Source organism: [Clostridium] aminophilum DSM 10710 (assembly GCF_000711825.1).
In the GTDB taxonomy this organism is placed as follows: domain Bacteria; phylum Bacillota; class Clostridia; order Lachnospirales; family Lachnospiraceae; genus Clostridium_R; species Clostridium_R aminophilum.
Window position 1 is genome coordinate 78,881 of sequence record NZ_KL543982.1, and the last position, 23,809, is coordinate 102,689.

Sequence of the window (23,809 nt, forward strand, 5' to 3'; positions counted from 1 at the left end):
TCACTTTTTCAAAGACCTTAAGTCTCTTAATAAACCGTCTGGTCCGCTCTTTCTTCGGGTTATCAAAAATCTCTTCCGGAGTTCCCTCCTCGTAGATTCCTCCCTGATCCATATAGAACACCCGGTTTGATATGGCCCTGGCAAAATTCATCTCATGGGTAACGATCATCATCGTCTTTCCGCTTTTTGACAGATCCCGGATGACCGCCTGCACCTCAGAGACCATGGCCGGATCAAGCGCGCTGGTAGGCTCGTCCAGCAAAATGACATCGGGATCCATGCACAAACACCTTGCAATCGCCACCCTCTGCTTTTGTCCGCCCGACAGTTCGTCCGGATAACGAAGCGCCTTTTCCCTGAGTCCCACTCTCTGAAGAAGTTCCATGGCTTTGTCATAAGCCTCCTGACGGCTTTTCCCTTTCAGCTCCATGGGCGCCAGCATCAGGTTCTCGATCACCGTAAGATGTCCGAACAGATTGAAGGACTGAAATACCATGCCGATCTTCTGTCTTGCTTTTTTTATATCATAGCCCTTAGCGGTTATATCCTCCCCTTCAAACAGGATCTGTCCGGAGGTCGGCGGATCCAGCAGATTGATGCATCGGATCAGAGTCGATTTTCCCGTACCCGACGGTCCGATCACCGAGATCACATCTCCCCGATGAATGGTCACCGACAGATCTTTCAGAGGAGTGGCCGTTTGAAATTGTTTGGTAATGCTTCTGATCTCAATCATCTGTCTTTACCCCCTTTAAAATTTCTGCCTCGCTTCGTTTTTTCGGGTTCGTGCTGATCTCGATCCGGCTTACAGCCGCCGTAAGTATACCGCCCAGAATAAAATAGATAATGGCGACCGCAATCAGCGGGAAGAACGCTTCATAGGTGCGTCCCCGAACGATATCTCCCATCTTCGTGAGATCCTGAACAGCGATATATCCAACTACCGCAGTCGCTTTGATCAGAGATATCACCTCAGCCTTGTAGGAAGGCAGAAAATGCGGGATGGCCTGAGGCAAAATGATCCGAAAGAACGTCCTCATATCACTGAACCCGAGGGCATACGCAGCTTCCTTCTGCCCGACGTCCACTGCTCCCACGCCCATTTTCAGCATTCCGAATACTGCAACTCCAAAGACTAGGGTAAATGCGATGACCGATACAACTGCGCCGTCAATGGAGGATTTTGCAAAAATGACATAATAAAGAATCATCAAAAGCACGACCACCGGCATCCCCTGTATCAGCCATACAAAAAAGTCCGCCGCTCTGTTCGGAATAACCCCTCCGTTTCTGCAGAGCATATACACCAGAAAACCTAAAATCGTACCAAGCAGGATGGAAGCGACGGTTATCACGACCGTGGTCAGGATCCCTTCCAGAAACAATTGATAACGGTTCTCCCGGATGAAGGTCTTTTCAAAACTTGAGATAATCTTTGAAAGGAAGGAAGCATCCGCAACCGGATCTTTCCGGAGAACAACGGCGATCGTTCTGCTGTCATAATAGGGCTCGCTGAAATACACGCTCTCCGCTCTCTCCTCCGTGATCGTGACTGCCGAGACCGCCAGATCACATTTACCGCTTTGAACCGCAGGAAGCACCCCGTTAAAATCCATATTCACAACAGAAAGACCATAACCGTATTCCTTACAGAACTTCGCTACGATATCGATATCAAAACCGACCGCACGACCGTCTTTCATATATTCAAAAGGCGGATAAGCCACCTCGCTCGCAACGCTCAGCATTCCCTTTTCAGCCGGAAGGGAGGAGTAATCCTCTCCAACCTTTATGGACTCATCATCAGAAAACCAGATATCGCTGATCTCTCTTAAACTTCCGTCCTCTTTTTTCTTTAAGAGGTAGGCGTCAAACTCCTGTTTTAAAGACATTCCCCTGTCATTTTTGGGAAATACCACGCCATACTGCATCTCTTCAAGGTATTCGGGAATATAGGTAAGCATGTTATCTTCCTTCATGACATCCCGGATGCTTGGCTCTTCCACAATAAAAGCGTCGATCTTTCCTGTTTTTAATGCCACGGTAAGATCAGCCAGAGTGGAAAAATAAGTGATATCCACTTCCCCTATCGTTTCTGCGGCAAGCGTATCAAAATAGGTTCCGGTCTGAACTCCTACCTTTTTTCCTTTCAGTTCCGCTAATTTCCCGTATACCCCGCCGCCCGGCACAATTTCAGGAGAAAGTTCCTTTTCATTGGAAGCGCCGGTGCCTTTCCCGTTGTAATCCTTCCAGCCGATCGCCTCCGATGTCCGGACTTCTTCGTTTTCTCCTTCCTGCCCCGCAGCAAAGACGGTCCGACCTGCGAAGGGCATAAGAAACAGAATAAAAAGCATCACAAGAAACATTATCCCCTTTTTCCCGCTATGATCCATGGAGTTCCCCATACCGTAACCTCCTTCTCAAATCGAGTCGACTTTTTCAGCAGTCTCACCGATCGCGCCGCCATATTGACTGATTATTGCATTGTTTTTTATATTTTTCCCTCTTTTTTTATATATTACAATATGTTTGTATGACAAATCAACGAGTCGAAACACGCTTCGCGAATTTCAAGCGTTTCGCGGCAGTCGCCAGGGCCTCACGTAAGCGTGGGTTTTGGCGAATTAGCCTCGCAAAAACAAAAATCGAGCAGGGACGGTTCCTCTGCTCGATTTCTGCTGAATCATGTCTTCTCTGAAATTGATTGATTCCTCTTTCGGATCCCCGGGCCGGTCAGCGGCGTGTGCATCCTCGCCGATCATTTTTATGGTTCACAGGAAATCTCTTTTTTTCTCTTCGGCGGTTTCTTTCCCATAAAGGAATAGAAGTAAGTCTTCATCATTCCATTGTAAATCTTCCGATTTTTGTCCGCCTTGCGTCCGATATCTTTCTCCGCCTTCTCGTAGGACGTAATCATAAACATGGACCAGTCGTCCAGATTACGGAACCGCTCACCAAGCGCGCGGTAGATCGCCGGAAGGTCTCTCTTCTCCTCCAGGCGCTCGCCGTACGGCGGGTTGGTGATGATAAATCCGTATTTCTTCGGATGGCTCAGGTTCGCCACCGGTCTCTGCTGGAAGTGAATCAGGTGATCCACGCCCGCTCTCTCGGCGTTCTCTCTCGCCACTTTGATGATATCCGGGTCAATGTCGTAGCCCTGAATGTCACATTCGACATCCTCTTTTACCTGATCCTGTGCCTCATCGATCGCATCGTACCAGCACTTTTTCGGAATCAGATGGTTCCAGTTTTCCGACAGAAACGACCGGTTCATCCCCGGTGCGATTCCGGCCGCGATCATCGCCGCCTCGATCAGGAACGTGCCCGATCCGCAGAACGGGTCCACCAGGATCCGGTCCGGATGCCACGGCGTAAGAAGAATCAGGGCTGCCGCCAATGTCTCCGTGATCGGAGCCGCTCCCTGCATCAGGCGGTATCCTCTCTTATGAAGGGAATCGCCGCTCGTATCGATGCCGACCACGCATCGGTCTTTCATAAAAAACACGCGCAACGGGAACTCGGCGCCGGTCTCCGGCATGCGGTCCATGTGATAGACATCCTGCATGTGATTTGCCAGCGCCCGTTTCATGATCCTCTGAATATCCGAGGTGGAAAAGAGCTTACTGTTGATGGAGGACGCTTTCTTCACCCAGCATTTCGCATCCTGCGGAAGATACTCCTCCCACGGAATTGCCCTGGTCTCCTCAAAAAGCTCATCGAATGTATTTGCATAAAAGTCGCCCACCTTCAGCAGCACGCGCTCTGCGGTCCGAAGGAAAATGTTGGCGCGGGCGATCGCCGACGCATCCCCGCGGAACGTTACTCTTCCGTTCTCGACTTCCACGATCTCATATCCGAGATCCGTGATCTCACGTTTCAGCACGGACTCAAGTCCGAAATGGCACGGTGCCAGAAGTTCAAATTTTGTCACTGTTTTCTCCCGTCTAAGACAGTATCCCGCCGGATAACGTCAACGTCTTTTTCCTGAATTATAACCTGGACTATAATATTAGCGTGTTCCGCAAAACGTGTCAATCTCGGCCATTTTCAGTTCAAACCAGAATTCCACACCGTCTTCCGTATTCGAGACGCCGTACGCCTGATGGTGCGCATCCATGATCGCCTTCACAATCGAAAGTCCGATTCCGCTTCCGCCGTACGCGCGGGTCCGCGCCTTGTCTACCTTATAGAACTTCTGCCACAGCTTTCCGAGTTCCTCCTGCGGAATATTCTTTCCGGAATTGTATACGGTCGTCCGGACAATGCCGCGCTCCGCGTCCTCTTCGGTCCGGATCGAGATCACCCTCTCGCCCTCCACGTGGTTCACCGCATTGTTCAGATAGTTCGTGATCACCTGTTCAATCTGGAATTCATCCGCGCATACCATCTCCGTCCCTTCCGCCTCAAAATCCACCTTCAGGTTCTTTTCTTTCAGTCGGATCTGGTTTGCGCCGATCACGCCGCGGACGACATCATTCAGATCAAAATTATGGAATTCCGAGCGCTCCCGTCCGAACTCGAGTGCCGTCAGTGTCAGGAGCTGACGGACCATCTTATTCATCTTGTTTGCCTCGTCCATGATCACACCGCAGTAATAATCACGGTTTTCCGGGTCTTCCGCCATTCCCTCGACCAGTCCTTCCGCATATCCCTGAATCAGGGCGATCGGTGTCTTCAGCTCGTGGGAGACATTCGCGATAAACTCTTTTCGGAGTTCATCGATCTTCTCTTTTTCTTCAATATCTTTCTGGAGCTGTTCATTGGCTCCCTTCAGTTCCTCAATCGTACGGCTCAGCCGATCGGAAAGAACATTCATATTCTTTCCGAGCGTCGTCACCTCCGCCGCCGCATTTTTCCGATCCTGATATTTTGCCGTAAAATCAAGTTTCGACATACGCTCGGACAATTTCGAAAGATCCGCCAACGGTTCCGTGATCCTGCGGGTGATCAGATAGATCAGGATACTGCCGACAATGATCACGATCAGGCCGACCCGCAACAGGAATCGGTTGGAAATGACGGACGACTCACGAATGGAGTCCAGCGGGATCGCCATGATGAAGACGGTTCCATTATCCGTAAAAAATCCCCAGCTCTCCAGCGATTTGGTTTTCGAAAAGGCATCGAACGCCGTCTGGATCTTATAGTTATCCTCCTCATACAGAACATCCAGGTCCTTCGGATACTGGCCGATGATGTAGCGCTGGACACGGTCGCGGAGTTTTCTCGCATCCGCCGTGGATGTGAGAAGCGTCTCGTTCCGAAGGCTGTCGTAGATCACAATCGAAATGCCGGAGGTGTCACGCAGACGGCGCACCGTTTCCGCCACCGTCGGATCGGTCGCAATACTGAAATCGTCATCCGGATCCTCCGGCCTCTCCTGTTCCTCTGTTCCGGCGGTCGTCTGCTCATCGGTTCTCCCGTCAGCCGCCTGCTGCTGTGCTGCCCCCGCGGTTGCCTGTTCATCTGTTCTCCCGTCAGCCGCCTGCTGCTGTGCTGCCCCCGCGGTCGCCTGCCGTTCCGATGTCCCGGCTGTTTTCTGTTCCTCCGCCGCGCCGGCCGTTTTCTGCTCATCTGCTGTCCCGGCCGCATCCTGCTCATCCTCCGCGGCCGTCGGATTCCGATGGTTTCCGCTCTGCTCCGGCATTTTCACCGTTCTGTCGTCATCCGGAAGCTGGTTCAGCGGCTTTTTTTCGAAGGGTCCGCGCGCATCATCTCCCGTAATCAGGGTCACCCCGTCTCCCGGCTCCGGCAAGCTTTCCATTTCCGCCGCCTGATCTTTCCCACCGCTTCCGGCCGAATTCTGTTCTCTCTCCACAGCGCTCTGAACGACGGCATTGATTTCCTCATATGCGTCTTTCAGGACCTGAACCTTATAATTCCGGTAATATCCCTCCAGAAACCAGGTATTTGCAGCCAGAACCGACCCAAACAGCACGACGGTAACGGCCACAAAGATCAATGTCACGCGAAACCGCAGCGATCTCGGATTTACTGTATTTTTCATAGAAAATGTCCTCGCATCTCCCTTTCAGGCAAGATTTTTCCGGGAATCCCTCCGGATCGTCTCCGAAAGGAGCCGTAAACGGATCAGTGTTCCGGAAGGAACTTATATCCCATCCCCCAGACGGTCTTTATGTAGTCGCCGTCCGGGCCAAGTTTACTGCGAAGCTTCTTCACATGGGTATCGATCGTTCGCGCGTCCCCATAGTAGTCATAATTCCAGACATTGTTCAGGATCTTCTCCCGGGAGAGTGCCTGACCCTGATTTTCCACAAAATACGTGAGAAGCTCAAATTCTTTAAAGCTCAGATCCACCACTTCGCCTTCCACGCGAACCAGATGAGCGGACTTATCGATGTTGATGCCGCCGACCTCGATCACATCCGAAGTTCCGCTTCCGCTCCGCCGAAGGATCGCCTCCACGCGGGCCACCAGAATCTTCGGGCTGAACGGCTTTGCGATGTACTCATCCGCTCCGAGTCCAAATCCGTTCAGTTCATCGTTTTCTTCCGTGCGTGCTGTCAGCATGATAACCGGCACCTGCGAGTATTTGCGGATCGTCCGCAGAACATCCCAACCGTCCATTCTCGGCATCATGACATCCAAAATGATCAGCTGGATATCCTTCTGGTCAAAGAAGATCTCTACTGCCTGTTCGCCGTCTTCCGCTTCCACGACCGTGAAATCTTTCAGTGTCAAAAAGTCTCCGACCAGCTTTCGCATGCGGGCCTCATCGTCAACAATCAAAATTTTCGGTTTATCCATAACGGTCACCTCTCTATTCTCATCTGCCGGATCCGCCGACTCCGGCTTTCCGACTCTGTAAATGTTCGCTGTGATCACATCATAGCAAAGGACCGCCCCGAATTCCATACGGTTCACAGAAACTACATAGTCTGCTTCCTTCCGATGTATGTGCGGAGCACATACATGAAGTTTTTGTCATAGGTTATTTCGGAAACGGAATATTTTAGATGGGTTTCCGGACAGAACAAAAATCCGGCCGATTATCCCTTAGGATTCATCGACCGGTGCAGAGCAAATGATAAAAACAGCATTATTCCGAAAGCTCGGAGGTGCAGTGCGGGCATCTGGTTGCCTCAAGCGGAATCTCTGTCTTGCAGAACGGGCAGATCTTTGTAGTAGGCGCCGCCGGAGCCTCTTCTTCCTTCTTTTTGGTCGATTCCACAATCCGGTTCACAATCTTGACCAGCCAGAATACCACAAACGCCATGATCAGGAAATTGATCACCGCCGTGATAAACTTACCGTAACTGATTACCGCCTCACCGGAAAGCGGAAGAACGTACTGATCGAAGTTTGCTCCCCCGAAAAGACCAAGGATCGGGGAAATGATATCATCCGTCAGCGATTTTGTGATATTGGAGAACGCGCCGCCAATGATCACGCCGACAGCCATGTTCATCACATTGCCGCGTGCGACAAACTCACCAAACTCCTTCATAAATCCCTTTTTTCCCTCTGCCATTCTCATACCTCCCCAAATTCGATTTCACGGAAAACTGCGTTCTGTCTCATATGATCGCGGAGCGTTTTTTCATAGGAAATGCGGAACACTTTCCTGTGAAAAAAACAAAAATTTTCCTTCAACACAGATATTATATATCAAATTCATTCTTACATACAGTTTTTTATGTAAATTTTCGACAAACACAAAACTCCCCCAAAGGAGAGGGAATCCACGATTCCTTCGCCCCCGGGGGAGTCCGTATGATGTTTCATGGTTCAAAACATCCGATCATTCTTTCGATTCGGTTTTTGTTCCGCGTTACGATATTCCGCGCTTTGTCAGCATCGCTTTTTTCCGCAATCTATCGGCATCGCGTTATTCTGTACTTTGTCCTTCCCACAGTTTTCCGCGGTTTATTCCGCATCCTCTGCGGTCTCATCCTGCGGCTTAACGGCAATGCCGAGCTCATCGAGCTGCTTTACGTCAACTTCGGACGGAGCCTCCATCATCAGGCAGGACGCATCCTTAACCTTCGGGAACGCGATGACATCGCGGATGGAATCCGCTTCCACCATCAGCATGACCAGACGGTCCAGTCCGTAGGCAAGGCCGGCGTGCGGCGGTACTCCGTACTTGAACGCGTCAAGCAGGAAGCCGAACTGCTCCTGAGCCTTCTCCTTGGTGAATCCCAGAACTTCCAGCATCTTCTCCTGAATGTGTCCCTGATGGATACGGACGGAACCACCGCCGATCTCATTTCCGTTCAGGGTGATATCGTAAGCCTTTGCGCGGACTGCACCCGGATCGGTATCAATCTTGTCCAGGTCTTCCTCCATCGGCATCGTAAACGGATGATGCATCGCGACAAAGCGCTCCTCCTCGTCGGACCACTCCAACAGCGGGAACTCGGTTACCCAAAGGAAACGATAGTCGTCTTTTCTGGTCAATTCGAGCTGACGCGCCATCTCCAGACGGAGTGCGCCGAGCACCTGGAATACGATCTTGTTGCGGTCAGCCGCAAACAGAAGAAGGTCTCCGGCTTTCGCGCCCATGGCCTCGATCAGGGCCTTCTCGATCTCCGGTGTCAGGAACTTCGCGAAAGAAGACTTGGTTGTGCCGTCTTCCTTCAGTGCCAGCCATGCAAGACCCTTTGCGCCGTTGCCCTTTGCGAACTCTACGAGAGCGTCGATCTTCTTTCTCGGCATCTCGCCCTGACCCTCGACATTGATACCGCGGACACTGCCGCCGGCCTCAAGCGCGCTCTTGAACACCACAAATTCGGAGTCTTTTACAACATCGGAAACGTTCTTCAGCTCCATGCCAAAACGGATATCCGGTTTATCGGAGCCGAAACGCTCCATACACTCTTTCCAGGTCATTCTCTGGATCGGAGTCGGAATGTCGATGCCCTTTACTTCCTTAAAGAGCTTCTTCAGAAAACGCTCATTGACATCGATAACGTCTTCCACGTCCACGAAGGAAAGCTCCATATCGACCTGTGTGAACTCCGGCTGACGGTCCGCGCGGAGATCCTCGTCACGGTAGCAGCGTGCGATCTGGAAGTAACGGTCATAGCCCGCTACCATCAGAAGCTGCTTTAAAAGCTGCGGAGACTGCGGAAGAGCATAGAAATTGCCCGGGTGCATACGGCTCGGAACCAGATAGTCTCTCGCGCCTTCCGGTGTGGACTTGATCAGCGTCGGGGTCTCCACCTCGAGGAAACCTTCCTCCGCGAAGAAGTTTCTCGCCACGTTCGCAATCTTGGATCGGGTCATCAGATTTCTCTGGATATCCGGTCTTCTGAGGTCCAGATATCTGTATTTGAAGCGAAGATCCTCTCTTGTCTTGGAGTTCTCCTCGATCGGGAACGGCGGGGTCTCTGCCTCGGCAAGAATGCGAAGGGTCTTCGCCACGATCTCAATGTGTCCGGTCGGGATCTTGTCGTTCACTGCGGAACGTGCTCTTACCTCACCCTCAACGGCGATGACGTATTCCGCATGAAGTTTCCCCGCCTTCTCATAATACTCATTTCCGCAGTTTTCTTCCTCGAAAACGATCTGAAGAATACCGGAGCGGTCTCTGAGATCCGTGAAAATGATGCTTCCTTTATTTCTGCTTCTCTGAACCCAGCCCATAACGGTGACGTTTTCGCCGATATTTGCCTCACTCAGCTCGGTGCACCGATGTGTGCGATGCAGTCCGGCCATCGATTCTGCCATGATATGTTCCTCCTAAATCATGAAATACAATCTATTCTCGAGCAGCGGGATCCCCCGCTGTCTGCTCTTCTTTCGAAGAACCTTTTTACAGATCCTTCTTATAGAACTCGACAAACTCCCCGAATCCGTTCTCCACGAACTGATCCTTCTGGAATTTCTTGTTCTTCGCCATCATTGCAAGCGCTACCTTGTGGCCCTTGCCGCGCTCTTCCTCGGCTGCCGCGATGACTTTGCGGAACTGCGCCGCGTCCAGTCCCTTCTCGTAAAGGAAAGCCTTTGCCACTTTCTTCTCCGGAACTTTGAAGCCCTGATCCATCAGGATCGTGATGATGCGCTCGAATCCGATGGAAATGCCGCAGGCCGGGGTGTCCTGGCCGGTGAATTTTCCGACAAGCTGATCGTAACGGCCGCCGCCGGATACGGATCCGCCGAAGCCTTCCATGGAAACCTCAAAAATGGTTCCGGTGTAATATCCCATACCGCGGACGAGGGTCGGGTCAAACTCAAGATTGAAATCGAGCGTGGTGACTGCCTTTGCCGTCTCCATGATCTCCGCCAGATTTGCGGCTTTGGCCGGATCCATAGCGGAAGCGATTCTCTCGCCGAGCTCACGGACGCCGTCCGGAGTGTTTTTGATGGAGCCGAGAAGATCCACATACCTGTCGACCGAATCCTGCGCGTATCCATTGTCCAGAAGCTCCTGTTTTACGCCGTCCAGCCCGATCTTGTCCATCTTATCCAGCGTGATGAAGACATCCATGGTCCTGTCTTCCGGGAAGCCGCAGTAATCCGCCATTCCCTTGAGGATGGCACGGTCATTGACACGGACGGTGAGCTTGTTGTCCGGAAGGATTCTCTTGAGCGTCTTGGTGATCGCAAGGATCGACTCGATCTCAACCTGATTGGTCGGATCGCCCAGAACATCGATATCGCACTGTACGAACTGACGGAAACGTCCCTTCTGCGGACGGTCCGCGCGCCATACGCTTCCGACCTGCAGTGCCTTGAACGGCTGCGGAAGGGAAGCCGCGTTGTTGGAGTAGTATCTGCACAGCGGAAGGGTCAGGTCATAGCGAAGACCGGAATCCGCGATTTCATCCCATTTGTTCTCATCCAGAGCACTCTGGAGCTTATCGCCTCTCTTCATGATCTTGAAGATCAGCTTCTCGTTGTCTCCGCCCTGCTTGCTGGTAAGGTTCTCAATATGTTCAACGCACGGTGTCTCGATGGTCGAGTAGCCGTACTCGCGGTATGTATCTTTGATAATGCCCAGAACGTAGTCTCTGATCTCCATCTCTGCCGGCAGAATGTCTTTCATGCCGGTAACCGGTTTCTTCTTTAAAGCCATGGTATCCTCCTTCGATTGCTCTCGGCGAAAAATTTCACAAATTTAAGTATAGCGGAATTGTCGCTATTTTCAAGTAAATGTTTCCCTGTACGCGCCGCGCTCCCCGCTCCGGTTTACGGCCTCTCTCTGCCGTCCGGATTCTGTCACGGGCTCTGTTACTGATTCTGTCGTGAGTCCCGTCACAGGCTCTGTCCCGGATTCTGTCACGGGTTCTGTCACGGATTTTCTAAGATTCTCTGCTTTTTTGTGAATTTTTACGCCTGTGCGTTTTGGAACAATCAACCGATCATCCCAAAAAGCTGTTCTTTTCGCCCGATCATCTCATCCACGCGGTCGATGTACTGCTGCACGTCTTTGCAGTTTTCGGCCCGCTCGTGGCGGTTTTCAGCCGGGATCAGGAACTTGGTTGTCGTGCCCGCTCCGCAGGCCATGATCGTCTGCTTTTCCTCCATAATCAGGATGTTGTAAAGGCACTCTTTTCCCGGTGCCGCATAGCCGACATTTTCAAAATTTCCCGCCATGTTCTTCTGACGGTAGAGATAATACGGAACAAGTCCCATCTCCTTCGCCGTCTTCCGGGTCTCGTCGATCATCTCGCCGGTATTCGTGATCCTGTAATCCTTATACTGATCCTTCATGGTATTGAGCCGGGCCGCACGCTTGATGGCCAGCGAGTGCACCGTCAGGCTGTCCGGCGCCAGTTCCCGGATTTTGGAGAGGGTCGTCTGCACCTGCTCCATATCCTCCCCCGGAAGACCGACGATGATATCCATGTTGATGTTGTCCATGCCGAGTTCCCGCGCGATGCGGAATTTCTCAATCACCTCGTCCACCGTGTGGTGGCGGCCGATGAGCTTCAGCGTCTCCTGATTCATGGTCTGCGGGTTGATGGAAATGCGGGTGATCCCGTGTTTTTTCAGCACGCGGAGTTTCTCTTCCGTGATGGAATCCGGCCGTCCCGCTTCCACCGTGAACTCCTGCACCCGGTCCATGGGAAATGTTGTCTTCACTTCCGTGATCAGACGGTCCAGATGCTCCGCGTCCAGTGAGGTCGGCGTGCCGCCGCCGAAATAGACGGTTTCCAGCGGTCTGCCTTTCATCTTCTCCGCCACATAATGAAGTTCTTTGAACAGCGCCTCGAAATAGCTGTCCAGCTTTTTCTGCCAGACGCCGATCGGAAAGGACGTAAAGGAACAGTAAAGGCAGGTCGTCGGACAGAAGGGAATGCCGACGTAAAGGCTGTATCCGTTCTCGTAATCCAGAGCGGAGAGAAGTTTTTTCTCCCGCGACGCCACTTCGATGGCAAGTTCCGTCTTCTCTTCTCCGGTGAAATACACGGTATGCATGTAGTCCCGGATCTCATCCTCCGTCTTTCCCTCTTCCAGCATGGTCAGGGCAATCTTCGTCGGACGGATGCCGGTGAGCGTTCCCCAGGGAAGCTCCGTTCCGGTGATAGCATGAAGAATCCGGTAAAGCCGCCGCTTGATCTCGTCTTTCGCGAGTTTCCGCACCGAGCGGTCAACCGCGAATTCCGCATTTTCCTTCCGGACCGTTTTTCCCGCGGCCTGCTCGCTCACTTCCAGCAGAAAAGTCCCGTCGCCCTGCGTTCCCTTTACAAGGATATGAGATGCCGCCGCATCCTTCTCCTCATGAGAGAAATCCTCTCCCGGAAAGAACGCCATCAGAAGTTCGCGGATGTCCTGCTCGAAAGAATTGTCATTTAAAAGGATGGTGATCATATATCTGTCTCCCAGCTCGCATATTTCGCGAGCACATTGTAAATCTTTTCGTATCCGATCTGCGTCTCGTTCATGTGGCCCGGATACGCGGTCACATCATCCGGCAGTTTGAAGAGAATCTGGCATACGGAATGCGCGATCTGCTGCATGCTTCCGGTCGGCATATCCGTGCGTCCGCAGGAGCGGTAAAAGAGAGTGTCTCCGCAGAAGAGAACCTTTTCCGCCTCTTCGTAAAAACAGCAGCTTCCCTCCGTGTGTCCCGGCGTGTGAAGGACCTTCAGTTTCAGTCCCGCCAGTTCCAGGACATCCCCGTCCTTTACCCACACATCGGCGGCATAGCTTGTTCCGCGTCCCGGTCCGAAGACATAGAGATCGCCGGAAAGATTCTTCGCCGGATCGGCCAGAACCGCCTTCTCTTTGTCACAGGCATATACCTTTGCATTCAGCGCGCTCCGTACTTCTTCCATCGCGCCGGTGTGGTCGTAATGTCCGTGAGTCAGAAGAATCGCCTCGATCTTCATATTTTTCTTTGCTATTTCGCGAAGGATCCGGTCCGCTTCCGCACCCGGATCGATCAGAATTCCCGGAACCGGGCCGTTTCCCGGCTTAAAACCGGACACCAGATAGCAGTTGGTATCAATGTTGCCGACACAGATGGTCTGAATAAACATATTTTGTCCTCCAGGCTCAAGCAGACAAGCTTGCTTGTCTATTTGAACCGTCAATCAAAGTTTGAAAGTTTTCTTTCAAACTTTTGTCCTCCAGGTTCAGGCAGGCCGGCTTGCCGGTCTGTCCGAGCCACTTGCCAAAGTCGGATAGTTTTCTTTCAAACGTTTTCTTTTGTCATGACACAGGAACGCCCGGCCCGGATGCCCACGGAAGACAGCCGGAACCGGGCGGTAATTTAATAGAATAACCCTCAAAGCGTGTTTCGTCTCGTTCGTCAGCCGGCGCTCCGGACAATGTCGAGAACGCCTTCGATCTGGCGGAGTTTCTCTGCGATCGATGCCAGTTCGTCTTTGCTGTGAATGTCGAAGGAACAGATGATCGTCGCTTTCCCCTGCTTGTTGACCTTGACATTCATGCTCTGGATATCGATATTGCGCTCGCTGAACACCTTGGAGATATCGACAAACATACCGACACGGTTGTTCGCGTAAATGCGGATCTCGGTGGTGTATTTCTCGGTACCGTTCGTATCCTCCGGTGCCTGCCACTCGGCATCCGTCATTCTCTCCCGCTCATCTTCCGGAAGGCTCAGGATGTTGATGCAGTCGCTCCGGTGAATCGTGATTCCGCGGCCTCTGGTGACAAATCCCTTGATCTCGTCTCCCGGAACCGGGTTGCAGCATTTTGCAAAACGCACGGACAGATCGCCGAGACCCTTGACGATAATTCCGGTCTTTGCCTTGCTTCTTCTGACCGGCGTGATCGGGATCTTGTTGCCGTCGGCCTGAATTGTATCCAAAATCGTCTCATCGGTGATATTCTTGCGCTCGATGGCCTTCTTGGCCTCGACCATCTTGTTGATGACCTGACCTTCCTTGATTCCCCCGTGGCCGACGGAAGCCAGAACAGATTCCCAGTCGCGGTAGGAATAGCGCTGGAGCACTTTTTCCTGATATTCCGGCTTGTTGATCGAACCGATCTCGATTCCCTTCGATTTACAGTAATGATCCAGAAGTTCGCGTCCCCGCTGGATATTATCCTCACGAAGCTCGGACTTGAACCATTGGTTGATCTTGTTTCTCGCCTGCGTGCTCCGCACGAAATTCATCCAGTCGCGGCTCGGTCCCTTCGAGTTCTGCGACGTGACAACCTCGATGCGGTCGCCGTTCTGAATCACATAGTTGATCGGAACCTGCTGTCCGTTGACGCGGGCGCCCACCATCTTGTTGCCGACCGCGCTGTGGATCGAATACGCGAAGTCGATGGGGGTCGATCCCTTCGGGAGATTCTTGACATCTCCGGTGGGCGTGAAACAGTAAACGCTGTCCTGGAACAGGTCAAGATCGCTCTTGAGCATGTTCATGAACTCGTGGTTGTCGGACATATCCTGCTGCCACTCGAGGATCTGACGCAGCCAGGACAGTTTCGCCTCGGTGTTGTCGATGTTGTTCTTCTCGAGGCTTCCGCCGCTCTCCTTATATTTCCAGTGCGCCGCGATACCGTATTCGGCGGTGCGGTGCATCTCATACGTGCGGATCTGGATCTCGAAGGGCTGGCCCGTCCGGCTGATCAGGGTCGTGTGAAGCGACTGGTACATATTCGGCTTCGGCATCGCGATATAGTCTTTGAAGCGGCCCGGAATCGGTTTGTACATCTCATGGATAACGCCCAGCGCCGCATAACAGTCTTTCACATTGTCCACCAGAATACGGATTGCGAACAGATCGTAGATCTGGTCCAGCGTCTTGTTCTGATTGACCATCTTTTTGTAAATGCTGAAGAAATGCTTTACGCGGCCGGTAACCTTGCAGCTGATCTCCTGCTTTTTCATCTCCTCGGAGACTTCATGCATGATCGAGTTGATAAAACTCTCTCTGCTTCCTTTACGGCTTGCGACCTTCTCCTCCAGCTCTTTGTATTTTTCCGGTTCCAGATACCGCAGCGAGAGATCATCGAGCTCCGTCTTGATCCGGCTGATACCGAGACGGTCGGCGATCGGAGCATAGATGTCCATCGTCTCTCTGGCCTTCTCCTGCTGTTTTGCCGGCGTCATGTACTGGAGCGTTCTCATGTTGTGGAGACGGTCGGCCAGTTTGATCAGAATAACGCGGATATCCTTCGCCATCGCGAGGAACATTTTCCTCAGATTCTCCGCCTGAATATCGAGTTTATCCTTGTGCCAGGAGATCTGTGTCAGTTTGGTGACGCCGTCCACGAGTTCCGCGACTTCCACGCCGAATTCGTCCTTCACCTGATCGTAGGTCATGGAAGTGTCTTCCACCACATCGTGCAGAATACCGGCGGTCAGAGTCTCCTTGTCCAGCTCAAGATCCGCCAGAATAATCGCCACACAGATCGGGTGAATAATGTAAGGTTCTCCGGACTTTCTCTTCTGATCCTTATGATTTTCAAAAGCGATGCGGTATGCCTTTTCGATCATGCTGAGATCATCCGACGGATGATATCTTCGAATAGCAGCAATCAGTTGCTCGTAAAGGACCTCCGGACTTGTGAAATCAGAAGGATGTTCGATCTTCTGCTCCGCCTTTGCAGGCGTCATTTCCACTTTCGTGGTCTGTTCCGTATTCTCCATGCAAAGCGCCTCCTATCCCCAAGTCCTGCATCGGACGGTACCATTTCCTCATCAAAAGTTTAAAGCATTGTAATGTTACTATTATAAATAATACCAGCTGAAAATGCAATATGCCGGGGATCTCCTCCCCGGCATAGCAAATGGTTTTCTGCGTTATTTTCCCGGATAGGTAATGAGCGCAGCCACCTCTGTATCTTCGTTTTTCTTTCTTCCCTCAAGGCCGGCCAGTTCCATGACAAAACACATCTTCACAACCTCGCCGCCCATTTTTCTCACGAGTTTTTTGATCGCTTCCACGGTTCCGCCCGTCGCCAGCAGATCATCCACAATGACAACCTTCTGTCCGGGCATAATAGCGTCCGCATGCATTTCCTGCTCCGCGCTTCCGTACTCCAGATCATAGCTGACCGACACGGTCTTCCACGGAAGTTTTCCCTTCTTTCTCACCGGAACAAATCCCTTACGCATCTTATATGCGACCGGAACGCCAAAGATAAATCCCCGCGACTCCGGGCCGACTACAATATCAAAATCAACATCCTTCAGCATGTCGCAGAGTCCGTCCACCGACATCTGCAGTCCGTCCGGATCCTTGATAAGCGTCGTGATATCACGGAAAATGATGCCCGGTTCCGGAAAATCCGGAATATTTCTGACGTACTCTTCAAGCTTCTTCATCAATGTGTTCTCCTTCTAATTCTGACTCCTCAGAGTGAATATTACCCTTTGATATCCGCGCGGTTCTCCGGTCTCTCCTTCGCCCGAAAACAGCCAGCAGTATCACCAGCAGTACCGCTGCGCCGCTGACCGCAGCGCCCGGGATGAGTCCCTGCGGCATATACCGGAGTTCAATCGTATGTGTGCCCGGATCAAGCTTCACTTTACTTAACGACCCAAAAGCCTCATTTATTATACTCTTTTTTCCGTCAACAGTCACGCTCCAGCCTTTATCATACGGAATGGAGAGAAGAAGATCCCCTCCCTTCGCCGTCGTGACGGTCCCCGAAAGAAAACTGTCCTTCCACTCCGAGACATCCAGCTGTTCTTTTCCGAGCACCGACGTGACCTGCTTCAGCGCGTCATAATCGTAGCGGTAGACGGTTCCGCGCGGCTCTTCATTGACCGGTGAGGTGGATTCGAGAGAGACATACTGCCCCGCATTCACATATCCTACCGGAATCAGATAATCCCGCTGCAGATCTTCATACGTCCTGGTCCGTCCGTTCACGGTCAGCTTCGCCTTTTTGACGGAACGGTTGCTCAGACGGATATAATACGTTCCCGACTCCTCTGCCGTAAAGGACAGCATTCCGGATTTTTCCTGAGAGATCACGCTGTTCATCAGAGGATCAAATCCGAGGATCTCCGCCAGATGATTCTGTACCTCCGGGGCAATGGAGCCGCTCAGTTTCCACTCTTTCTCAAGGCCTTCCGGCATCACAAAACCGACGGAGAGAACATCCGGATTCTCATACAGGTACATTCCCGCGGATTCCTGAATAAAGTGGAGATTCGGGTCATTCTGTTCGCTGTTGTATAAGGTATAACGGATTGAAAACAGACTGTTCACCAGCGGAGTCACGCCCTGCGTGCTGTATGCATTGACCGAACCCTCACATCCGAGTTTGGAAAACAGCGACGTCATATTGGCATCCGTCATGGACGAAAACAGCGACGGGGACGGAAAATTCATCCATGCGCCGTCATTTTTCGTGCGATAATCCCTCTTGTCAATGCGGTAGAAACCGACATCGGTCGGCCGTTCCCCGGTCAGCATCCGGATTCCGGCATTGTCCGCCGTGTAGGATGCCCGGCTTGTGGTCGGCACGCTGGTGATCATCGTGTTCGCCAGATTCTCACCGAACGCCGCAAGGATGAGAAGCACTGCCATTACCTCTGCCGAAAACCTTCTTTTTTCGTACAGATACATGAGCGCCGCGTACAGTCCGAGCAGCCCCAGCGCCGCGTAGAAGACCGGGAATTTAAATGCGTCATCCGTCACCGTCTTCTCTGCCAGCAGTACAAACACGATCCCTCCGGCAAGAAACATCCCGATCCGCCGTCCGCTCAGCTCATCCAGATTCTGATAGGCACGGCAGCACATGGTCAGAAGAAGCGCAATGTAGATGAACGACTGACGGCACGGAAGACTGTTCGGATAATGAAAACCGTGCCAGATAAAGTTCAGCATGTTGATCGAGAAGCTCGCATAAAAGAAGATCAGAAGCGCTCCATTGACCAGCTTCTGCTTCCGATCGATCCGGCGGCTCGCGAAATACATCGGCACCATCAGGAACACCGCGGTGCCGCAGAAAACATTCGGCCAGTGATCCAGTCCCGTCTCGACCGTAACGCCGCACATGTGTCGGGCGATCATATCAAAAATCGGGAAATACGTCTCCCAGGTCTTCGGAAAATCCATGTCCGCCGACGCCGTGCGCTGCAGCGCAGCAATCTCCGGAAACAGCATCACCGCCGCCAGCGCGCCGGCCAGAAGAGAATAGAAGACAAACCGGCCGATCGTTGCCCAGAATTTCTTCCACGGGCACATCCCCCGCAGAATCAGAAGACAGCCAAAATACACGATCATAAACAGGCAGATCATGATCGAAATATAGTAATTTGAAAGGATCGAGAAACCCAGCGTCACACCGTAAAAGAGTCCCTTACCCTCAAATACGAGGCGCTCCAGCCCGAGCAGAATCAGCGGAAAGATCAGGATGCAGTCGAGCCACATGATATTCCAGCTGTACGCCGCCTGATATCCCGACAGTGCATAAAACACGCCGAAGATCCCCGCGCCGAACATCGGCGCCCCCAGATGATGGTTCAGATAATAGGTGAAGGTCACGCCGGAAAGGGCAATCTTCAGCACGATCAGGGCCGTGATAAACTCGATCAGATGTGCCTTTGGAATCAGCGCGACGATCCAGTTGACCGGGCTCGCGAGATAATACGCGTAAAGGGCACTGAAATTGACGCCCATTCCGATATCCCAGCTGTAGAGAAGACTTCCTCCGTGCTGGAGCTTATACTGCAGTTCGGAAAAAAACGGCGCATACTGATGATACAGGTCCGTGCGCAGAAACTGATTGTCGCCAAACGGCCAGATTCTGCGGTTCACGAAGGTGACCAGCATCACCAGAACCGGCAGAAAGAATGCGACAAAATATCCTTCCTCCGCTTCCATTCCCGGAATGATGAAGAGATCTCTCAGCCAGCGGAGCACGCCGTTCTTCTCGCCGGTCATCCTCCGGCTTCGGATCTCCGTCTTCTGTTCCTCGTCCATGTCAACCTCCTTGGACATTTTTTATCATGTTTCAGGGCAAGTTTCCGTCGTTCCGCGGCAGCCGCCGGTCCCCCATAAAAGGCCTTTGCTCTGCCGCCGCAAATAAAGATCAAACGCCCTGATATTATAACATAAAGAGTAAAGTCCGCAAGCGGACTTCGGCTTCCCGTACCCTCACTCCGGAGGGGAGCCCATTAGGGCTTCGACTTCCCCCTCATTTCTCAGGGAACCCTGCGGACTTTGACTTCCCCATCCCTCATTCCTCAGGAGATCCTGCGGACTTTGCGCGCCTCCGGATCATTTTCCATCATATGCACTCAACTCGAAACCGGCATCGCCAAGTGCTCCAACATCTGAAAACGCGCCGGAAAATTCCGGCGCGCAGGATAGTCTGTTTCTTTGTTATTCTGTATTTATTCCATATTTTCAAGCATGACATCGATCGTGGTGATCCGTGCGGAAAGTGCAAAGATCTCCGCCGCCTTCTTCAGCTCTTCCAGAGACGGGAAGGACGGAGCGATACGGATGTTGCTGTCGTGCGGATCTTTGTGATACGGATAGGTCGCGCCGGCATCCGTCATGGTCACGCCGCACTTCTTGCAGCGGGCAACAATGCGCTTTGCCGTGCCGTCCATTCCGGTGAAGGAGATGAAATATCCGCCCTTCGGTTTTGTCCAGGAACCGATGCCGAGGCCTCCGAGCTCTCTCTCTAAAATCTCCTCAACCGCCTCGAACTTCGGCCGAAGGATGTCCGCATGTTTTCTCATGTGTTCATTCATGCCCTTGATATCGCCGAAGAACCGCACATGGCGAAGCTGGTTTACTTTATCGTGGCCGATCGTCTGAACCTTCAGCTGCTTCCGGATATCATCCAGATTGTTGTGGGATGCCGCGATCGCAGCGATACCGCTTCCCGGGAACGTGATCTTGGATGTGGAGCTGAATTTGTAGACAATGTCCGGATTGCCGGCCTTTTTACATGCATTGAGGATCTCCGGCACAAAATCATGATCATTGTCATACAGATGATGAATGCTGTAAGCGTTGTCCCAGTAGATTCTGAAGTCCGGTGCCGCCGGTTTCAGATGGGCAAAACGGTCAACCACCTCCGCGGAGTAAGAGTTTCCGGTCGGGTTCGAATACTTCGGAACGCACCAGATTCCCTTTACTTCCGGATCATTGTTGACATACATCTCAACCATATCCATATCCGGACCGTCCGGAAGCATCGGTATGTTGATCAGCTCAAAGCCAAAGAACTCGGTGATGCCAAAATGACGGTCATAGCCCGGAACCACGCAGAGCCATTTCACCTTGTCGAGTTTACACCACGGGGTATTGCCCATGACGCCGTGCGTGAACGAACGGGAGATCTGATCGTACATCACGTTCAGACTGGAGTTTCCATAGATGATAACCTGCTCCGGCGATACTTCCATCATATCGCTGATCAGCTGTTTCGCCTCCGGAAGTCCTTCGAGAACGCCGTAATTCCGGCAGTCGCTGCCATCATCGCTGCGCAGATCGCATTCGCTGTTCAGGACGTCCATCATTCCCATGGAGAGATCGAGCTGCTCGGAACATGGCTTTCCTCTCGACATGTTCAGCTGCAAGTTCTTGTCCTGAAACTCATGATACTTTACCTTGAGCTCTTTGCGGAGCACCTTGAGTTCGTCTTTCGTCATCTCGGAGAATGGCTTCATTATTAATTCCTCCTGCGTCATTCACTTGGTCAACAGGCTGCACGGCATCGATTGTAACAGAAAACTGTCAATTCTGTCATTTCAATGATGTTCAATTTTATCATTAAAACTTTTCATGTACAAGGGAATTTTCCGATGCGAAACCGCCTAAATCGCATTCCCGATTCCTTTCTTTTCTGTCAGAAAGCACCAATTAATGTAAGGAATTCTTATGGTGACGGGTCTGACCCCCGGTGATATGATAGGTGCGATGTAAACATCAAATCTTTTAATTTTTTATGTCTGGGGGATTAATTTATGAAATGTCCGAATTGTGGTGCAGAAGTGAAAGATGGCTCTTTATTCTGCGACGCCTGCGGTTACAAATTCGAAACCGCTGCAGCTAATTCAACCGCCGCTTCCGGTGTTCCGGCCGAGGAGAACGTTCCGGCAAAGAAAACCGGGAAAATGATTCCGATCGTGATCGGCGGCGCTGTCGTAGTCGGAGCTGCAGCATTTTTCGCCAGCAATTTCCTGAAGCCGAATAACAATAAATTCATTGATCTTCAGGCTGCAGCAATCAAATCCGCTTATCTTGATCCGCTGGAGACCATGTATAAGCCGATGAAGGATAAGGTCTCCACCGACCTCACTCTGACCGCAAAAATGCCTGGAGCAGGCCAGATGTCCGACGTTCTCGACAAGACCGCGCTCATCATGAAAATGGACGGAGACAAGCAGAACTGCACTATGAACGTTGCATTCCGCTACAACAACGCCGATGTCCTGACCGGTCTTCTCTACACCGACGGCAAGAAGATCGACATGGCTTCCCCGTCTCTGAACAACAAGGTTTACAGCGGCAATCTCGTTGAAATGACCAAGAAACTGACCGGCCATAACGATGACTCGATCAGCTTTGACGATATCAATGAGCTCCAGCTCAGCGAAGAAAAGCAGAAAGAGATCGCAAAGCGCTACGGCGATCTTATCCGCGGAGTTCTGACAGACAAGAACCTGACCATTGAGAAAAATCAGAAGCTCGATTTCTCCGTATCCGCGATCACTTCCGAGGACGCAAAGAATGCTCTGGACGGCAAGTCCTTCACAAAGTACACCTTTGTTCCGACTGAGGAGGATTACAAGACTCTGATGCAGAAGCTCGGTGATACGCTCGAGAAAGACACCGATCTCAAAGACTGGTACACAAAGTATCAGGAATACGAGAAGATGGCGTATCCGCAGATGCCGACCTATGACGAGATCCTGAGCAAAGTCAAAGAGAACGGAGACAATGCCTCCAAGAACCTGACCGACCTTGAACTGAAATGGACCGTATATGCCGATGACAAGCAGGCACGCTACATCCGCGTCGAGACAAAGAATGCCTCCGCATTTGAGATGGCCTTTGCAGAGGACGGTGCTCAGACGGCAGACTGCATCACCTTCGGAGATGATTTTGCCTTCTGCAACAGCTTCACCAAGAACGGTTCTGTATGCAGCGGTTCCATGAGCTTTAACAACTACAAGCTCAACTATAACAACGTCGACACTTCCAAGCCGTCTGTAATGGGTCTCTTCTATGGTTCCTACAATGCTGAGGGCGTATCTCTCGAAGTGAAGGAAGCAGACAACGCAACCGATTATGAAGTGAAGGTAATGGGCGCGACCATCAACCTGAATGCAACCAACTCTTCCACCGCAGTGAAGCCGGAAGGCGATGTGGTTGATATCTCCAACTACACCGAGGAAGACTATCAGAATCTTGTGATGGAACTTTCCAACGATTTCCAGCAGCTCATGATGAGCGATCCGAATCTTCAGGAGCTGGCAATGATTGCTTTCGGCGGAATGTTCTAAGCAGCGTTACCTCATCTTTTTCCGGTTTGTCAACGTTTTCCGGTCACTGGATCTCACAGAAAGATCCGGCGGCATAACGTCAGCGGCCTGTGCGGCCTGTACCAACAGGCAGCACAGGCCGCTCTGCATTTACGCGAGCAAAAAGCCAAAACCCACGTTCCAGTGAGGCCTTGGCGACTGCCGCGAAACGCTCGAAACTCGCGAAACGTGTTTCGACTCGTTTTATGAATCAACTATCCTAACTTTAAAATCAGTCACCAAAAGAAAGAACGATATGAATCACACTTACTGCACGCTCTCCGGCGTAACCAAAACCTTTCACTCCCGGTCCGGAAACCGGACGGTCGGTCCCATTGACCTCGAGCTCCGCGCGGGAGAAGTTCTCGGAATCCGGGGAATCAACGGCGCCGGAAAAAGTACCGTCATGAACATGATCGCCGGAATGATCCGTCCGGACCAGGGAACCGTCCGTTTTGCTCCCGAGGTCCGGAACCGGATCGGCTATGTCCCCCAGGAGCTCTCTCTTTACGAGACCCTGACCTGCCGCGACAATCTTCGTTTCTGGGGCCGGGCTGCAGGCCTGCCCGGAAAACAGATCGTCACCCGCGCATCCTGGCTCCTTCACGAACTGAATCTGGACGAATGGGCCGATGTGGCGGTCTCTGCCTGCTCCGGCGGAACAAAACGCCGGCTTCATCTTGCCACAGCGCTGATGCTTCTCCCGAAGATTCTTCTTCTCGATGAGCCGAGCGTCGGCGCAGATGAAGATTCCGCCGATTCTATCCTGCAGACGATTCTTCATTTGAAGACGCTCGGTCTCAGCATCATTCTGATCAGCCACCGGAAAGGCGATCTGGAACGGGTCTGCGACCGGATCCTGACACTGGAAAACGGCGCTATTTCTTCCGAAGAAACACCCCAGCACTGAGAAAGGTT

General features: G+C 52.0%; 15 protein-coding genes and 1 pseudogene. 2 read left to right on the forward strand and 14 right to left on the reverse strand.

All coding sequences use genetic code 11. The features are described from left to right. Window positions 1-19: 19 nt before the first annotated feature. From BR86_RS16715 to BR86_RS0114090, 14 genes and pseudogenes are all read right to left on the reverse strand, one after another. Window positions 20-736, reverse strand: a pseudogene (locus BR86_RS16715) (amino acid ABC transporter ATP-binding protein); the annotation flags it as partial. Beyond that, a complete protein-coding gene (locus BR86_RS0114020) occupies window positions 729-2,405 on the reverse strand; it encodes an ABC transporter substrate-binding protein/permease (RefSeq protein WP_031474925.1) in 1,677 nt (558 codons plus the stop codon). The gene BR86_RS0114020 and the pseudogene BR86_RS16715, both read right to left, overlap by 8 nt. Window positions 2,406-2,764: 359 nt before the next feature. Beyond that, window positions 2,765-3,931, reverse strand: a complete 1,167-nt coding sequence (locus BR86_RS0114030) for a THUMP domain-containing class I SAM-dependent RNA methyltransferase (RefSeq protein ID WP_031474927.1) — start codon at window positions 3,929-3,931, stop codon at window positions 2,765-2,767. Between the two features lie 78 nt (window positions 3,932-4,009). Continuing rightward, a complete protein-coding gene (locus tag BR86_RS15445) occupies window positions 4,010-6,007 on the reverse strand; it encodes a sensor histidine kinase (protein WP_051684836.1) in 1,998 nt (665 codons plus the stop codon). A gap of 83 nt (window positions 6,008-6,090) precedes the next feature. Then, a complete protein-coding gene (locus tag BR86_RS0114040) occupies window positions 6,091-6,768 on the reverse strand; it encodes a response regulator transcription factor (protein WP_031474931.1) in 678 nt (225 codons plus the stop codon). 292 nt (window positions 6,769-7,060) lie between these two features. Then, on the reverse strand, window positions 7,061-7,492 hold the full coding sequence (gene mscL, locus BR86_RS0114045; protein WP_051684837.1) for a large conductance mechanosensitive channel protein MscL: 432 nt from the start codon (window positions 7,490-7,492) through the stop codon (window positions 7,061-7,063). A gap of 395 nt (window positions 7,493-7,887) precedes the next feature. Further along, window positions 7,888-9,693, reverse strand: a complete 1,806-nt coding sequence (aspS, locus tag BR86_RS0114055; RefSeq protein WP_031474935.1) for an aspartate--tRNA ligase — start codon at window positions 9,691-9,693, stop codon at window positions 7,888-7,890. 85 nt (window positions 9,694-9,778) lie between these two features. Next, window positions 9,779-11,041, reverse strand: coding sequence for a histidine--tRNA ligase (gene hisS / locus BR86_RS0114060; protein ID WP_031474937.1), 1,263 nt, complete (start codon window positions 11,039-11,041; stop codon window positions 9,779-9,781). Between the two features lie 278 nt (window positions 11,042-11,319). Continuing rightward, complete coding sequence (gene hemZ / locus BR86_RS0114065) at window positions 11,320-12,780, reverse strand: coproporphyrinogen dehydrogenase HemZ (protein WP_031474939.1); 1,461 nt, start codon at window positions 12,778-12,780, stop codon at window positions 11,320-11,322. Then, window positions 12,777-13,451, reverse strand: coding sequence for an MBL fold metallo-hydrolase (locus BR86_RS0114070; RefSeq protein ID WP_031474941.1), 675 nt, complete (start codon window positions 13,449-13,451; stop codon window positions 12,777-12,779). Before BR86_RS0114070 ends, hemZ begins: the two co-directional genes overlap by 4 nt. 272 nt (window positions 13,452-13,723) lie before the next feature. Further along, window positions 13,724-16,042, reverse strand: a complete 2,319-nt coding sequence (locus BR86_RS0114075) for a RelA/SpoT family protein (protein WP_031474943.1) — start codon at window positions 16,040-16,042, stop codon at window positions 13,724-13,726. Window positions 16,043-16,195: 153 nt separating this feature from the next. Next, the gene (locus tag BR86_RS0114080; RefSeq protein ID WP_031474945.1) at window positions 16,196-16,720 is read right to left on the reverse strand and encodes an adenine phosphoribosyltransferase; all 525 of its coding nucleotides are present in this window, start codon (window positions 16,718-16,720) and stop codon (window positions 16,196-16,198) included. Beyond that, a complete protein-coding gene (locus BR86_RS0114085; RefSeq protein WP_031474947.1) occupies window positions 16,707-19,331 on the reverse strand; it encodes a YfhO family protein in 2,625 nt (874 codons plus the stop codon). The genes BR86_RS0114080 and BR86_RS0114085 overlap by 14 nt, the downstream gene beginning before the upstream one ends. A gap of 413 nt (window positions 19,332-19,744) precedes the next feature. Further along, on the reverse strand, window positions 19,745-21,034 hold the full coding sequence (locus BR86_RS0114090; RefSeq protein WP_031474949.1) for an aspartate aminotransferase type Ic: 1,290 nt from the start codon (window positions 21,032-21,034) through the stop codon (window positions 19,745-19,747). A gap of 297 nt (window positions 21,035-21,331) precedes the next feature. Here BR86_RS0114090 and BR86_RS0114095 point away from each other — a divergent pair, with 297 nt between their 5' ends. Together BR86_RS0114095 and BR86_RS0114100 are read left to right on the forward strand one after the other, a co-directional pair. Further along, window positions 21,332-22,873, forward strand: a complete 1,542-nt coding sequence (locus BR86_RS0114095; RefSeq protein ID WP_031474950.1) for a zinc ribbon domain-containing protein — start codon at window positions 21,332-21,334, stop codon at window positions 22,871-22,873. Between the two features lie 274 nt (window positions 22,874-23,147). After that, complete coding sequence (locus tag BR86_RS0114100; RefSeq protein ID WP_031474952.1) at window positions 23,148-23,801, forward strand: ABC transporter ATP-binding protein; 654 nt, start codon at window positions 23,148-23,150, stop codon at window positions 23,799-23,801. Window positions 23,802-23,809: the final 8 nt, after the last annotated feature.